Origin of the sequence: Streptomyces sp. AM 2-1-1 (genome assembly GCF_029167645.1) — a bacterium.
GTDB lineage: Bacteria > Actinomycetota > Actinomycetes > Streptomycetales > Streptomycetaceae > Streptomyces.
Genome location: NZ_CP119147.1, coordinates 6,773,642 through 6,788,709, shown reverse-complemented (window position 1 = coordinate 6,788,709; position 15,068 = coordinate 6,773,642). Strand labels below are relative to the sequence as shown.

The following is a 15,068-nucleotide window of genomic DNA, read 5'->3' as shown; positions in this document are numbered from 1 at the left end:
TCCAGCCGCACGGCCACCTGCGCTCTCCCCGTTCGAACAGGTCAGGGGCGTGCGGCATTCGGGTCCGGCGCGGTCGGTCGCACGAGCGAGTCATCCACGGATTCGGGCCGACGGTCTGTCAAAGTGCAGTTCGGTTTAACGCATTTTCCACCTTCGCGCAAAAGCGCGACGCACACAGCCCTGCCCGGACGAGCAGCACTCAGGACCGGTTCCCCGGACACCTCACAGGACGCATGTGCGCACCCTTTCGACCCGTCGGGCCGGGGTGCGTACGAAATCCGCCGAAGGCGCAGCGAGAACGTCACCCCGGAGCACATCTGTTGAAGATTCTTCATCTCGTTCAGCCTGTGGAGGGCGGCGTCGCCCGGGTCGTCGTCGATCTGGTGCGGGCGCAGGTCCGCGCCGGACTCCGGCCCGTCGTGGCCTGTCCCCCGGACGGTCCGCTGGCCGGGGAAGCGGCCGGTGCGGGGGCGGAGGTCCGTGGCTGGCGGGCCGTACGCAATCCGGGTCCCGGACTGGGCCGGGAGATCGCCGGCGCCCGGGCGCTGGTCCGGGAGCACCGCCCGCAGGTGGTGCACGCGCACAGTGCGAAGGCCGGTCTCGCGGGCCGGATGGCGGTGCGCGGCCGGATCCCCACCGTCTTCCAGCCGCACGCCTGGTCGTTCGAGGCGGTACGCGGCGCGACCGCTGTGTCCGCGCTGAAGTGGGAGTGTTTCGGCGCCCGTTGGGCCGACCGGGTGCTCTGCGTCAGCGACCACGAACGCCGCTCGGGCGAACGCGCGGGCATCACAGCCCGCTGGTCGGTGATCCACAACGGCATCGACCTCGGTCACTTCCGGCCGGCCGGGCCCCGGGAGCGCACCGCCGCACGGGCCGCGTTCGGCCTCCCCGACCAGACGCCTCTGGTGGTCTGCGTCGGCCGCCTGAGCCGGCAGAAGGGCCAGGACGTCCTGCTGGAGGCATGGCGCGCGATGCGCCCGCGGGGCGCCCGCCTCGTCCTGGTGGGCAGCGGCCCGCAGGAGGCCCGGTTGCGCGCGTCGGCCCCGGCGGACGTGCTGTTCGCCGGAGCGAGCGACGACGTCCGCCCCTGGATCCACGCGGCCGACGTGGTCGTCCTGCCGTCGCGGTGGGAGGGCATGGCCCTCGCGCCTCTGGAGGCGATGGCCTGCGGCAGACCGGTGGTGATGACCGACGTGTCGGGCGCCCGGGAGAGCCTGCCCCCCGGACAGGAGGCCCACTGCCTCGTACCGCCCGACGACCCGGCCGCGCTGGCCGCCGCGCTCACCGCCCTGCTGTCCGACACCGCGCTCCGTACGGAGCTCGGCCGGGGCGCCGGACTCCATGCGCGCGCGGTCTTCGACGTACGCAGGACCGCCGCGGCGGTCACCCGTCTCTACCAGGAACTTGTCCACCCGTCCGGCACGACGACGAGAGAGCGCACCGAGCGATGACGACGGAGAGTGCATCACTCCCGGGCACTGCCCGGGGGGCCACGCTGCCCCCTGTTTCTTCCACCGTCCATCGACCACGCGGCGGGCCGGTCCGGCGCTACTCCGAGCCGGTCGTCCGGCGGGTCGGCCGGCACCGGCTGACCGTCCTGCTGGCAGGGGCGGACGGTCTCGTCGCGGGTCTCGTGCCGGCGGCGGGCACGGCCCAGCGGTGGCCGGTCGCTGTCTTCGCGCTCCAGGCGGCCGCGCAGGTGCTGCTCCTCTCCTCCCGCGGCCTGTACCGGTCCCGGCTGTCCCACTCCGCGGGGGCCGAACTCCCGGCGGTCCTCGGGCTGACGCTGCTCCAGTGGTTCGTGGTCGCCGAGGCGCTCGTCACGTACGACACCCGGTACGCGGTCGGCTGGACCACGCTGCTCTGCGCGGTCGCCGTGCAGACCCTGTTCTGCTGCGCCGCGCGCGGGGTCCTCTACCGGGCCGGCGCCCGCTCCGCCGCCCGCAGGCCCCGGCCGGTCCTCGTCGTGGGGCACGGCCCGCTCGCCCGGAGCACCGCGACCGCGCTCCGGGAGCGCACCGAGTACGGCCTGCGGACCGTGGGCCGGGTCGCGCTGCGCGCGTCGGACGCGGGCACGCCGGCGGACGACGGCACCGGCGGCGGAGTCGCGGTCCTGCTCACGCGGGAGGAGGCGGGCCGGACTGTGGTGCGCAAGAGGGTGCGCCACGTGCTGTTCACCGAGCATCCGGCGTCGACGCCCGAGGGGACGGAGCTCTTCGCCCTCTTCGCGGGGCACGGCTGCCGCATGTGGCTGATCGAGCCTCCGGCGACCGGCGCGATCCCGGAACACCGGCCCCCGCGCCCGGACCATCTGTGGGGGTACTCCGCGCACCGCCTGCGCCCCGGGCGCCAGCGTCCCTTCTCGCACGCCCTCAAACGCGCCATGGACATCGTCCTCGCGTCCGTGGCCCTGCTGGCCGTCTCCCCCGTGCTCGCCGCCTGCGCGTGCGCGGTACGGATCTGGGACGGCCCGGGCGTGATCTTCCGGCAGGAACGACTCGGCCTGCACGGGGAGCCGTTCACCCTCCTCAAGTTCCGTACCCTGCGGCCCGCCGACCCCCACGAGTCCGCCACCCGCTGGAACGTCGCCGGCGACGGGCGGATGAGCACGGTCGGCAGGGCGCTGCGCCGCACCTCGCTGGACGAACTCCCGCAGTTGTGGAACGTGCTGCGCGGGGACATGAGCCTGGTCGGTCCCCGTCCCGAACGCCCCTTCTTCGCGGCCAGGTTCAGCACCCTCCACCCCGGTTACCAGGCGCGTCACCGGATGCCCGTGGGCATCACCGGGCTGGCCCAGGTGAACGGTCTGCGCGGCGACACCTCGATCGAGGACCGCGCCCGCTTCGACAACCGGTACATCGAGACCTGGTCCCTGTGGCAGGACGTCTGCGTACTCGCCCGCACCGTCCTCTCCCTCTTCCGGTGCGGAGGCAGCTGAGCATGACACCCCCCACGACCGGAGCCCAGGTCGCGCCCGCCCCCACCGATCCCCGGGCGCCCGTCGGTACGGCGGCCGCCCCGGCGCACACCGCCCCGCCGGCGAAGGCAGCGCCCGGCCGGGCAGCCGCCGGAGCACTCGACCTGTGGGTCCTGCTGCCCCTGGTGGCGACCGTCCTGCTGCTCACCCTCCCGGTCCCCGGAGCCGGCGCATCCTCCTCCGGGGACGTTCTCCCCGCCGACCTCGCGTCGAGCGCGGCGGTGGTGTGCTGTCTGGCACGGCTGCTGGCGCGGCGTGCCCGCCCCCTGCCCGCCGGGGCGGTGCTCGTCGCCGCTCTCACGGTGGCCGGGCTCGCGGTGGCGACCGTCACCGCCCCGGACCCCGTGGCGGCGCTCCCCGGGTTCGTCCGCTACCTCCAGATCTTCGTCCTGGTGCCGCTCGCCGTGTGCCTGACGATCCGGGACGCGAGGGGCTTCCGTCTCCTGACCGGCGCGCTCGTCCTGCTCGCCGTCGTCCAGGGGGTCATCGGGATCCGGCAGTTCACCACCGGCACCGGCGCCTCGTACATGGGCGAGGAGGTCCGCGCGGTGGGGACCTTCGGTCCCGGCGACATCATGGGCATGGCCACGGTCGTCGCGTACGGTCTGATCGCCGCCCTTCCCTACCTGCTCCGCCCGCCCGCCTCGGGCCGCCACCTGCTGCGCCCCTGCGCCCTCGCCGTCACCGTCGTGCTGGTCGTGGCCCTCGCCGTCTCCTTCAGCCGGGGCTCGTGGATCGCGACGGCGCTGGCGGCGCTCACGGTCGTCGTACTGACCGGGCGGCGCACGGCGTCGCGGTCGCTGCTGGTCGTGGGCGCGCTGTCGGTGGTGCTGGTCGGCGGATTCGGCATCGGCTCCGACATGGTCCGCGAGCGGCTCACCAGCGTCACCGACGTGGCCCGGACCCCCGACCGGTCGGTCAGCGACCGGTACGCCCTGTGGGGAGCATCCGCGGGCATGTGGCGGGAGCGTCCGGTGACGGGCGTCGGCCTCAAGGGCTTCCCGGAGCACCGCGACGGCCACGCCTCGATCGGTCTCTCCTCCGGCAGCGACACCGGGGGGGCGGGCCAGGAGTTCCGCAGGCAGTCCCTCCTCTCCCCGCACAACATGTACCTGCTGGTCCTCGGCGAGCAGGGGCTGATCGGATTCGTCACCGTCGTGGGCGGCTGGCTGGCGGTCCTCGTGGCGTCGGTGCGCACCCTCCTCCTCGCCAGGCGCCGGCGGGCCGGCGCGGTCGACTGCGGGCTCGTCGCCGTGGGACTGGTGGTGTGGCAGACCGTCGACTTCCTGTACGCGGACATCGGCGGCCCCACCACGGTGCTCACCGGCGTCGTGCTGGGGCTGGGCGCGTGGTGGGCGCTGACCGTTCCGGAGAAGGCGGCCACCGGGTGAGCGGCACCACGACCGGGGTCGGTCCGTCCGCCGGGCCGCCGCCCCCCGGGGAGCCGCGGTCCGGCCCGAAGGGGCCCGGGGCGGAAGGGCCCGGGGCGGCGCCCGAGGTGGGCGTACCCCGCCGGGCGCCCCTCCCGGCCCCGGAGCCGGCCGATGATGCCGTCGTGCGCGGGGCGCCGTCCCGGCAGGTGCCGGTCCTGGGCCGGTTCCTGGCCCGCGCGGCCGCCGCGACTGCGGGGCTGACGCTGGTGGGCGCCGTACTGGGGCTCCTGCGGGACCAGACCGTCGCCCACTACTTCGGCGCGGGGGGCGACAGCGACGCCTTCCTGGTCGCCTGGACCGTCCCGGAGATGGCGGCGACGCTGCTCATCGAGGACGGCATGGCGCTGCTGCTGGTGCCCGCGTTCAGCCAGGTGCTGGCCCGCCGGGCCGCCGGCCCGGACGGTGCCGCGCCGGAGCCGGTCCGCGCGTTCGTGGCGGCGACGCTCCCCCGGCTCTTCACGCTGCTCGCCGGGGGCGCCGCGCTGCTCTTCGCGGGGGCCCCCTGGCTGGTCGGCATGCTGGCGCCCGGGCTGGCCGATCCCCGGCTGGCCGTCGACTGCACCCGGCTGACCGCCGTCACGGTGCTGACCTTCGGGATCACCGGCTACTTCAGCGCGGCGCTGCGGGCGCACGGGAGCTTCGGGCCGCCGGCCGCCGTGTACGTCGCGTACAACGCCGGCATCGTCGTGACGACCCTCGGGCTGCACGCGGCGTGGGGGGTGCGGGCCGCCGCGGTGGGTGTGGCGGTCGGCAGCGTGCTGATGGTGCTGGTCCAGGCACCCTCCTTCTGCACCCGGGTGCTGGCCCGGGAGCGCGGTCGGCGGGCGAAGGAACCGCGCGGCGGGACGGAGGCGGCGCTCCGCGAACCGGAGGGCGCCGCGCGGCTCCCCGGCGCCGCCGTCCTCGCGCCGGTGCTGCTCTTCGTGGTGAGCCGGCAGGCCCAGGTCCTGGTCGAGCGGTTCCTCGCCTCGACGCTCCCCGCCGGTGCCATCTCGCACCTCAACTACGCGCAGAAGGTCGCGCAGATGCCGATGGTGCTGTCGCTGATGATCTGCACGGTGACCTTCCCGGTGGTCGCGCAGGCGATGGCCGACGGTGACCGGGAGAGCGCACGTCTGCGGGTCGAACGCGATCTCGCGCTGGCCGCCCTGGTGGTCCTGACCGGTACGGCGCTGGTCATCGGCTGCGCCCCGCAGATCATCGAGGTGCTCTTCCAGCGCGGGGCGTTCGACGCGCAGGACACCCGCGCCACCGCCGGGGTGATGCGGGTGTACGCGCTCGGTCTGCTCGGCCACTGCCTCGTCGGTGCGCTGGGCCGGCCGTTCTTCTCGGCCGGGCGGCCCACCTGGTACCCCGGCTTCGCGATGGTGACCGGGCTGGTGGTCACGACCGGCACCGGGGTCGCCGTGACCCCTCCCTTCGGCGTCCTCGGCATCGCCGCCGCGAACGCGGTGGGCATCACGGTCACGGCGGCGCTCCTCCTCCAGGGCCTCGGCACCCGGGTGATCGCCATCGAGGTGCGTGCCGTGAGCCTGTCCCTCCTGCGCCTGGCCGTGCCGGCCGCCGTCGCCGCCGCGGCCGGCTGGGCCTGGGCCGGCGCCGTCACCGCCCCCGCCCCGGGCCTGACGGCGGGCTGCGTCCTCGTCCCCTGCGTCTTCCTCCTCACCGGACGCGTGTGCCGGGTTCCCGAAGTCGTCCATCTGCTGGCCCTGACCCGACAGAGGTTCCTCCATGGCAACTGACCCGTCGGCGCGAGTCGCCGCACCCCGCTCCGCCCCCTCCCGCCCGGCCGCCGTCGCCCGGCCGTGGATCTGGACCTACCACTCGGTGGGTGATCCGTCGGACGACCCGTACGGCATCACCGTCTCCCCCGACCGCCTCGACGCCCAGTTCGCCTGGCTGCGCGCCCGGCGCCTGACGGGCGTGGGGGTGGGGGCCCTGCTGCGCGCGCACGCCGGGGGCGGGCGCGGTCTGGTGGGGCTGACCTTCGACGACGGCTACGCCGACTTCGTGGACGAGGCGCTGCCGCTCCTTCGCCGGTACGGCTTCACCGCCACCGTGTTCGTGCTGCCCGGCCGTGACGGCGGCACCAACGAGTGGGACCCGAAGGGCCCGCGCAAACCGCTCCTCACCCTCGACGGCATCGCCGGGCTCGCCGGCAGCGGCATGGAGATCGGCTCCCACGGCCTGCGCCACCGGGATCTGACGGCGCTGCCGGACGCCGAACTCCACGAGGAGACCCGGCGCAGCCGCGAGCTGATCCGGGAACTCACCGGTACCGCTCCGGAGGGCTTCTGCCACCCGTACGGCTACGCCGACCAGCGGGTGCTCGACTCGGTGCGCGAGGCGGGGTACTCCTACGGATGCGCTCTGCGACCAGGTTCACTGGTGGGCGGGTTCGCCCTTCCGCGCACCCATGTCAGCCACGCCGACCAGGGCTTGCGGCTGCGCGCGAAGGAGCTCCGCCACCACATGCGCCACCGGGCGGGCCGTACGCCCTTCGGCCCGGTCCCGTCGGGTCCGCGCGCGGGGGCCGGACGGTGAGGGTCCTGCACGTCATCACGGGCCTCGGAATCGGCGGCGCCGAGCAGCAGTTGCGCCTGATGCTCCGTCACCTGCCCGTGCACTGCGACGTGGTGACGCTGACCAACCCGGGGCCGGTGGCCGAAGGGCTGCGCGGCGACGGGGTGCGCGTCACCCACCTCGGCATGGCGGGCAACCGCGATCTGCGGGCCGTGGGCCGGCTCACCCGCCTGGTGCGCGGCGGGAAGTACGACCTCGTCCACACCCACCTCTACCGCGCATGCGTCTACGGCAGGATCGCCGCGAGACTGGCCGGGGTGCGTGCCGGTGTGTCCACCGAACACTCCCTCGGGCAGGCGGAGATCGAGGGCCGGCCACTGACCGCCCGCACCCGCGCGCTCTACCTGGGGACCGAACGGCTGGGCTCGGCGACGGTCGCCGTCTCCCCCACCGTGGCCGGCCGGCTGCGGCGGTGGGGCGTCCCCGGCGAACGCATCCACGTGGTGCCCAACGGCATCGACGCCCGGGCGTTCCGCTTCGACCCGGACGCCCGGTGGGCCACCCGCGCCCTCCTCGGCCTGCCCCCGGACGCCTTCGTCGTCGGGGGTGTGGGGCGACTGGTCCCCGGCAAGCGGTTCGACGTTCTCGTGCGGGCCGTCGCGGCGCTGCCCGGTGTCCGGCTGGTGCTGGCCGGTGAGGGACCGGAGCTCACGTCGCTGCGGGAGCTGGCCCGGCGGCTCGGTGCGGCGGACCGCGTCCGGTTCCTCGGGGCGTGCGGCGCGGGTCCCGGCCCCGACGTGCCGGCGGTACTCGCCGCCGTGGACGTGTTCGTCTCCGCCTCCCGCGAGGAGTCGTTCGGGCTGGCCGTCGTGGAGGCGCTGGCCGCCGGGCTGCCCGTGCTCCACGACGCCTGCCCCGCGCTCGACGACCTCCCAGCCGGCAGCGCCCCCGGCGCGCGCCGGATCACCGGCGACCCCGTCGCGCTCTCCGCCGCGCTGAGCACCCTGGCGGATCTCGCCCCCCAGCGCTTCTCCCCGCCCGCCGCTGTCGCCGCGTACGACATCCGGCGCAGCAGCCATCACCTCATGGACGTGTACCGCCACGTCCTCGCCACGTCCCGCCCCCTGGAAAGAGCAGAGTCATGACCGAATCCCCCACCCAGAAGCAGGACACGCCCGGACGGACCCGCAAGCTCCGCTCCGCCTTCCGGCCGCCCCTCTGGTGGCCGCTCCCCGCCTGCGCGCTGCTGGGCGCCGCGTGCGGGCTCTCCTACGGTCTGCTCGCACCGACGAGCTACGAGGCCACCGGGTACGCGATGGCCGTCGCGGCCACGAAGACCACCGACCCGACGGCGGCGCTGGGGTACGCCCAGTCGTACGGCCGGCTGGCCACCTCGGACGCGACGCTCGGTTACGCCCAGGGGGCTGCGGGCGAGCCCTTGCGCGAGCTACGGGGGCACGTCCGCGCGGAGACCTCGCCGGACTCGCCGATGATCGCCGTCACCGGTACGGCGAGCCGGCCCCGGCAGGCCGCCGAGATCGCGGACGCAGTCGTCGAGGCCCTCATCGTCAGCGGGGGGCACGTCTCCAAGGACACCGGGGTGAAGCTGATCCGGTTCACCCACGCCGTCGCGCCCGGCGAACCGGCGTCGCCCTCGGTGCCGCTCTCCGCGGCCGTCGGCGGCAGCGCGGGCGGGCTCGTCGGCGGGCTGTTGCTGCTCGTCCGCCGACGCCCCGAGGTGCACCTCGTGCCGGCCCCGGTGCCGGGTCCCGCGCACGAGGCCGAGGCCCTCGCGCCCCAAGAACGGGAGCCGGCGCGATGACCCTCCCATCGCGGAGCTCCCTCGGCGTCACGCTCTGCCGGGACGGCCGGGAGTTCGCCGCCCTCGCCCCCGAGTGGGACGCCCTGCACCGGCGCTGCCCCTCGGCCACGCCCTTCCAGAGCCACGCCTGGCTGCACTCGTGGTGGCTCTCCTACGGACAGGACAGCAATCTCCGGGTCGTCCTGGTACGGCGCGGCGGGCGGCTGGTCGGTGCGGCTCCGCTGCTGCTCGCCCACCGTCCGATGCCGCTGCTGATGCCGATGGGCGGGGCGATCTCGGACTTCTTCGACGTCCTCGCCGACGGGGCGGAGACGGTGGCGGTGGTCGGCGCCCTGGCGCACGGGCTCCACCGGGCCGCCCGCTCCAGCGTGATCGACCTGCGCGAGGTACGCCCCGACGCCGTGGCGCAGCGGCTGTTCTCCGGCTGGTCGGGACCCCGTGCCCGGCTCACCGATTCCACCTGCATGGAGCTGCCGGCCGCACCGCTCGCCACGCTGGCCCAGGAGATGTCGGGCTCTCGCGCCCAGCGGGTGCGGGCCAAGCTCCGGAAGGTCGAGGCGCTGGGCGTGGTGTGCCGCGAGGTCCCGGCCGACCGGGTGCCGGGGACCGTGGGCGACCTGCTGCGGCTGCACGCGTTGCAGTGGAGCGGGCGGGGGGTCAACCCCGAGCACCTGCGCCCCCGGTTCGCGGCGCACCTGGCGCACGCGGCCGGGCGGATGGTCCGCGACGGCGGGGCGACGCTGACGGAGTTCCTGTTGGACGGGGAGGTGCTGGCGGCGAACCTGTCGCTGCACGCCGGACCGCTGACCGGCTGCTACCTGTACGGCGCCCATCCGCGGCTGCGCGAGCGGAAGGTGGACGTGGCCACGCTGCTGCTGCGCGAGGTGTCGCGGCAGGCGGCCGCCGACGGCCGCAGCGTTCTCAGCCTGCTGCGCGGCGCGGAGCAGTACAAGAGCTACTGGCAGCCGGTCCAGGTGGTCAACCAGCGGCTGCTGATGGCCCGGTCGGCGCTCGAGCCGCTGCTGCGGCTGCGTACGTCGCAGGTGGCCGCCAGGAACCGGGCGGCCGCGACGGTGAAGGCCCGCTTCCCGGCGGCGCGGGAGTGGCACGAGCGGATCACCGCGCTGCCGGGGCGGGTCGGCTCGCCGAGCGGCGCGCCGCACCTGACGGGGGCCGGTCGCTGAGCCATCCGACGGAGCCGTACCCACGAGTTCGGCGATGATCCGTTACCGCCCGGCGATCCCCGCGTTGTCACTCCGTGCGGGGCCGCAGGGTTCCGCAGTTCCCCAACAACACGTTCGTCCCTAGGAGTTCTTGATGTCGCGTATCACGAAGGTCGCCGCTGTCCTGGCGGGAACCGGTGCCCTCATCGCCGGTGGCGCCGGACTCGCCTCGGCCGACGCCGGTGCCGGTGCCGTCGCCGCGGGCTCTCCCGGTGTCATCTCGGGCAACATCATCCAGGTGCCCGTGCACGTCCCGGTCAACGTCTGCGGCAACACGATCAACGTCGTGGGTCTGCTGAACCCGGCGTTCGGCAACACCTGCGTCAACGGTTCGGCCCAGCCGCAGCCGCTGCACCACGAGGACGCCTACGGTCACTGATCCGACCACGCACACGGCGGCCGGTCTCCCCTCCTCATCCCCGGAGGGGAGACCGGCCGCCGTGGCGTCCGGCGGGATCAGGCGTAGCGGTAGGTGCGGCTGTGGTCGAGGAGCCGGGACGGCGCCACGTCCCAGGGCGGCAGCGGGGCGTTACGGGCGAAGACCCGGCCGCGCTGCGGATCGTCGTCCGCGAGCTCCCGGGCGGGCAGGTAGCCGGATCCCGGGTGCGCCTTCTGCCAGCGGTCCCAGAGCCGGTCGAGGAACGCGTGGTGCAGCCAGAAGACGGGGTCCTCGGGAGATCCCGCCCCCGCCATCGCGCCGCCGACCCAGCGGTGCACCTGGTTGTGGTTGCCGATCGCCCGCACTCCCCGGATGCTCCACCCCTCCACCCGGTTGCGGAAGCCGGTCCTGCTGAGGCTGTTCCACGGCTCGGCGTCGTACAGCGGATCGCTCAGGGCCGCCCGCACGTCCTTCGCCGTGGGCAGCGCCACCGGATCGGCGGGCCTCCCGAAGTCGCGGGTGAGGTAGGGCCGGTCGGTCACACCGTTGCCGAGGTGCCAGTTTCCCTCCTGGTAGGCGAAGGGGCCCGTCACGACCTGCCGGTCGCTCTCCCGCCCGTTGCCGCCGAGGAAGTCCGGCGTCCACGGGGGACCCTGCGGCGAGCGGTCGCGGGTCCAGTCCCAGTACGGCACGGAGACCGCGGGGTCGATCGCGCGCAGGGCCCCCTCGAACTCCAGCAGGTACTGGCGGTGCCAGGGGAAGAACGACGGGGTCATGTGCGCCGCCCGGGGACGGTCCTCCCCGTCGGTGACGTAGAACTCGCGGTGCGTCGCCACGAAGTCGTCGTACCGCCCCGAGCGCTTGAGCGTCAGCACGGCGTCGACGAACCTCTTCCGTTCCGTCCGGGTGAGATCACGCTGGTTCTTTCGGCTGTACACCTTCCACCTGTCCTTCGGTAGAGATGCTGTGGGGCGCGGCGGACAGCCCGGCGGCGCCCAGGACGTCGACCGCGGCGCGCGCGGCCGCGAGGGGGGTGGGGTGCGACTCGTAGTGGGTGACCACGCTGAGGTAGCTCCCGTCGGCCCGTGGCATGAGGTGCAGGGGCACGCCGTCGATGCTGACCCCGGGGTGGGACGCGGCGCTCGCCCTCCGGATTCCCGGCCCGGCGGCGGCCGGTGCGGCGGCCGCCGCGAGCACCCGGATCCTCCTCCCCCGGTACGTCTCGGTGATCTCCCCGGGCCGCGGCGCCGCAGCGGGCGCCGCGGCGTCCCGGTCCGGCGCGACGATCGGCCCCCAGGCGGCGCCGGTACCGGCGACAGCGCCCACCGTGAACAGGGCGCGCAGCACGCCCCGGCGGGTGGCGGCGCGCCCCTCACCTCCCGCGCCTTCGACCTGCGTTCTCGAACCCATGTGCGCCCACCTCTCTCGTGTCGTACCGGCCGATCGTCATACCGACGAGCCGTCGTACGGGCGTTCCGTCGTGCTGGCGTTCCGTCGTACTGATGTGCTCATCGGTCCATGCGCTTGTCGGCGCGGCTTCTTTCGCCGCCCATCAGACGGTGTGCGCGGCTCTCTCGCGCGGAGCGGCTCGCCGTGCCGGGGGCCAATCGCTCAACCGTGGGAAATCGGAACGGTTCGCGGCCACGTCGGGCCCCGGCTGTGCAGGGGGGCGCCAGCATGGGAGGCCCGATTGCCGAAGGTGGTGCCCATGAGCGTTCCGGGACAGGCCCCCGGTATGCGTACGACGCGTCCCAGGGACGTCGATCTGGCGGACCCCGCGTTCTGGCGCCTGCCGCGCACCGAGCGGCTGCGGGCGTTCGCGCTCCTGCGCGAGCTGGACGCCCCGGTGCGCTTCACCGCCCGTAGCGGCCGTGAGGCAGGGCTCTCCTTCTACGCGCTGGTGAAGCACGCCGACATCAAGGCGGCGAGCCGGCAGCCGAGCGTCTTCGCGAGTGCGCCGGGGGTCACCGTCCCGGAACCCGCCCGCTGGGCCAAGGCCCTCTTCGGCAACTCCATGGTCAACCTGGACGGCGCCGACCACGCCGGACTGCGCCGGATCGTCTCCCGCGCCTTCACCCCGCGCCTGCTCGCCCGGGCCGAGGAGAACATCACCCGGGTCACCCGCCGCCTCATGGACGAGGCGGTCGCCGAGCGGTCAACCGACTTCATGCGCTCGGCCCCCGCCCGGCTGCCCTTCGAGGTCATCTGCGACCTGATGGGCGTTCCGGGGACGTACCGGCCGTGGATCGCCACCCAGATCGACCACGCGTCGAGCCATGTCGGAGTGGAGCGGCGCGGACTCGCCCGGGTGCGGGTGCCGGGCCGGGGGCTGCGCTCGCTCGCCCGGATGCAACTGGTGATGGCGCGGCTGGCGTACGAGCGCCGCCGACGGCCCACCGGCGACCTGATCTCGGCCCTGGTCCGCGCCGACGTGGACGGGCAGTCGCTCGACGCCCGCGAACTGGGCGCATTCTTCTCGCTGCTGCTGGTCGCGGGGGTCGAGACGACGAGGAACGCCCTCGCGCACGGGATGGCCCTGCTGTCGCGCTTCCCCGAGCAGCGCGCGTTGCTCGAGTCCGACCTCGCGGGGCACCTCGACGGGGCGGTGGAGGAGATCGTCCGGCACTCGACGCCGATCATCCAGTTCCGCCGGACGGTGACCACCGCGTACGAACTCGGTGGCCGCACGTTCCGACCAGGTGACAAGGCCGTGCTCTTCTACGCCTCCGGCAACCGGGACGCGTCCGTGTTCGCGGAGCCGGACCTCTTCGACATCACCCGCTCGCCCAATCCGCATCTGGGGTACGGAGGCGGCGGCCCGCACCACTGCCTCGGCGCGCACCTGGCCCGCCTGGAGATGCGGGCCCTCTTCACCGAGGTCCTCACGCGGACCGACACCGCGCGGGCGTTCGGAGAACCGGAGCTGGTGGATTCCAGCTTCGACAACCGGGTCCTCGGTCTGCCGCTGTCCTTCGATCCCGTCCCGTCGCCGTAGGCACCGCACGGGGGCCCGTGCCCCGCCCGCCCGCCGGGCGGAGATCCGCCGACCCTCCAGGAGCAGCCGTGTCCCGTAGTCGCCGAATCGTCAATCTCTGTGCGGGCACCCTCGCGGCCGGCGTGCTCGCCGTCAGCGGTGCTTCCGGGTTCCGGGTCACGGAGGCCGGCTCGGCCGACGGTGCCGCACCGCACCCCGATCCGCGCTCCACGGCGGTCGGGGCGTATCTGGACTACGGCCCCGAGGGCGTGGAGCGCATCGCCGAGATGTCGCGTTGGCTCGGCGGGAAGGAACTGCGCGTCGGGCACAGCTACCTCCCCGGCGACCTGTGGGTGAACATCGAGGGCTCCGTCGACTTCCTGGACGCGTGGGCGGCCTGGCGACAGGCTGATCCCGACCGGATGTTCGTCCTCAACACGCCGATGCTGGAGCGCAACGAGGAGCGGGTCTCCGACCTCGCGGTGCGCAGGCGTCTGCTGACCGGCGCCGCGGGGCTCTACGACCGGCACTTCCGCAAGCTCGCCGAGCGGCTGGTCGGGCTGGGTGTGCCGGACACGGTGATCGTGCTCGGCTGGGAGATGAACGGCACCACTTACACCCACCGCTGCGGACCCGATCCGGAGGCCTGGAAGGCGTACTGGCGGCGGATCGTCACCGCGATGCGCTCGGTGCCGGGCCAGCGGTTCCGCTTCGACTTCGCGCCGAGCCGGGGACGGGACGCCGTTCCGTGGACCGCGTGCTACCCCGGCGACGACGTGGTGGACATCATCGGCATGGACGCGTACGACCAGCCGCCGGGCGAGAACTTCGACGACCAGGTGAACGGCGAATACGGGCTGCGGAAGCACGTGGACTTCGCGGCCGAACACGGCAAGCCGATCTCGTACCCGGAGTGGGGACTCTTCCGCAACGGCGACAGTGCCGAGTACATGCGCGGGATGCTCGCGTGGATGGATCTGCACCCGCCCGTCTACCAGACGATCACGGACTACTGCCCGCACGGGGTATGGCGGTGCGACCGCAATCCGGAGGCGTCCAAGATCTACCGCTCGTTCCTGAGGGACGAGAACCGTCCGGCCCCGGACCCGGCGTCCTTCTCCCCCGGGCCGGCTCCCACCGAATGGTGCTTCCCCGTCTCGATGGGCGACTGGTTCACCGACTGGAGCCGGAGCCGGCGGATCTGCGCACGGCTCTGAGCCACGGCGACGGCTCGCTCAGGCGAGATCGTCGCTCCCGGCCGGCCGGAACCAGGTGGGGCCGTCGGTGAGCGACTGCTTGATCCGGAAGCGGGCGAACTCGGCCAGCGGCGGCAGCGCGTCCAGGTCGAACCAGCCCACCTCCAGCGACTCGTCGTCGTTGACGCGCGGCTCGCCGCCGACGGCCCGGCACCGGAAGGTGACGTCGAGGTACTGGCAGCGGTCCCCGTTGGGGTACTCCACCGGTTCGAGCGCCTCGGTCAGCACCACCCGTTCGGCCACGCAGCGCACGGCCGTCTCCTCGTGGACCTCGCGCTCGGCGGTCCGCGCGGGCTGCTCACCGGGTTCCGGGATGCCGCCGATGATCGACCACTTGCCGGTGTCGGCCCGCCTGCCGAGCAGTACCCGCCCCTGCTCGTCGAAGACGACCGCGCTCACCCCGGGAAGCAGGAGGAGCTGGTGGCCTGCGGTGGCCCTGATCTCACGGATGAAGTCGGGAGTAGCCATGCGGGTGCCTCAC

Annotated in this window: 14 protein-coding genes; 11 read left to right on the top strand and 3 right to left on the bottom strand. The window is 74.1% G+C overall.

All coding sequences use genetic code 11. The annotated features are described in order from the left end of the window. Positions 1-320 precede the first annotated feature (320 nt). The 9 genes from PZB77_RS29335 (at position 321) to PZB77_RS29295 (ending at position 10,357) form a co-directional block, all read left to right on the top strand. Positions 321-1,451, top strand: a complete 1,131-nt coding sequence (locus PZB77_RS29335; RefSeq protein WP_275495647.1) for a glycosyltransferase family 4 protein — start codon at positions 321-323, stop codon at positions 1,449-1,451. Beyond that, a complete protein-coding gene (locus PZB77_RS29330) occupies positions 1,448-2,938 on the top strand; it encodes a sugar transferase (RefSeq protein ID WP_275495646.1) in 1,491 nt (496 codons plus the stop codon). The genes PZB77_RS29335 and PZB77_RS29330 overlap by 4 nt, the downstream gene beginning before the upstream one ends. Positions 2,939-2,940: 2 nt before the next feature. Next, positions 2,941-4,368, top strand: coding sequence for an O-antigen ligase family protein (locus tag PZB77_RS29325; protein WP_275495645.1), 1,428 nt, complete (start codon positions 2,941-2,943; stop codon positions 4,366-4,368). 107 nt (positions 4,369-4,475) lie between these two features. After that, entirely contained in the window at positions 4,476-6,152 is a 1,677-nt protein-coding gene (locus PZB77_RS29320) for a lipid II flippase MurJ (RefSeq protein WP_275496270.1), read from the top strand. Then, on the top strand, positions 6,142-6,954 hold the full coding sequence (locus PZB77_RS29315; RefSeq protein WP_275495644.1) for a polysaccharide deacetylase family protein: 813 nt from the start codon (positions 6,142-6,144) through the stop codon (positions 6,952-6,954). The genes PZB77_RS29320 and PZB77_RS29315 overlap by 11 nt, the downstream gene beginning before the upstream one ends. Continuing rightward, positions 6,951-8,078, top strand: coding sequence for a glycosyltransferase (locus PZB77_RS29310; protein ID WP_275495643.1), 1,128 nt, complete (start codon positions 6,951-6,953; stop codon positions 8,076-8,078). The genes PZB77_RS29315 and PZB77_RS29310 overlap by 4 nt, the downstream gene beginning before the upstream one ends. Further along, positions 8,075-8,755, top strand: a complete 681-nt coding sequence (locus tag PZB77_RS29305; RefSeq protein ID WP_275495642.1) for a lipopolysaccharide biosynthesis protein — start codon at positions 8,075-8,077, stop codon at positions 8,753-8,755. The genes PZB77_RS29310 and PZB77_RS29305 overlap by 4 nt, the downstream gene beginning before the upstream one ends. Next, entirely contained in the window at positions 8,752-9,939 is a 1,188-nt protein-coding gene (locus tag PZB77_RS29300; RefSeq protein WP_275495641.1) for a GNAT family N-acetyltransferase, read from the top strand. The genes PZB77_RS29305 and PZB77_RS29300 overlap by 4 nt, the downstream gene beginning before the upstream one ends. A gap of 133 nt (positions 9,940-10,072) precedes the next feature. Beyond that, positions 10,073-10,357 carry a chaplin gene (locus PZB77_RS29295; protein ID WP_275495640.1) on the top strand — a complete coding sequence of 95 codons (285 nt, stop codon included), beginning with the start codon at positions 10,073-10,075 and terminating at the stop codon, positions 10,355-10,357. 77 nt (positions 10,358-10,434) lie between these two features. On the opposite strand, the gene PZB77_RS29290 is transcribed toward PZB77_RS29295, so the two are convergent. Together PZB77_RS29290 and PZB77_RS29285 are read right to left on the bottom strand one after the other, a co-directional pair. Next, positions 10,435-11,295 (bottom strand): tyrosinase family protein, encoded by an 861-nt coding sequence (locus PZB77_RS29290; RefSeq protein ID WP_275495639.1) that lies wholly within the window; start codon positions 11,293-11,295, stop codon positions 10,435-10,437. Next, on the bottom strand, positions 11,270-11,767 hold the full coding sequence (locus tag PZB77_RS29285) for a tyrosinase family oxidase copper chaperone (RefSeq protein WP_275495638.1): 498 nt from the start codon (positions 11,765-11,767) through the stop codon (positions 11,270-11,272). Before PZB77_RS29285 ends, PZB77_RS29290 begins: the two co-directional genes overlap by 26 nt. A gap of 298 nt (positions 11,768-12,065) precedes the next feature. On the opposite strand from PZB77_RS29285, the gene PZB77_RS29280 reads away from it, so the two are divergent. After that, a complete protein-coding gene (locus PZB77_RS29280) occupies positions 12,066-13,352 on the top strand; it encodes a cytochrome P450 (protein WP_275495637.1) in 1,287 nt (428 codons plus the stop codon). Positions 13,353-13,474: 122 nt separating this feature from the next. Continuing rightward, the gene (locus tag PZB77_RS29275; RefSeq protein ID WP_275496269.1) at positions 13,475-14,548 is read left to right on the top strand and encodes a glycosyl hydrolase; all 1,074 of its coding nucleotides are present in this window, start codon (positions 13,475-13,477) and stop codon (positions 14,546-14,548) included. An 18-nt stretch (positions 14,549-14,566) separates the two neighbouring features. On the opposite strand, the gene PZB77_RS29270 is transcribed toward PZB77_RS29275, so the two are convergent. Further along, a complete protein-coding gene (locus PZB77_RS29270) occupies positions 14,567-15,055 on the bottom strand; it encodes an NUDIX domain-containing protein (RefSeq protein ID WP_275495636.1) in 489 nt (162 codons plus the stop codon). Positions 15,056-15,068: the final 13 nt, after the last annotated feature.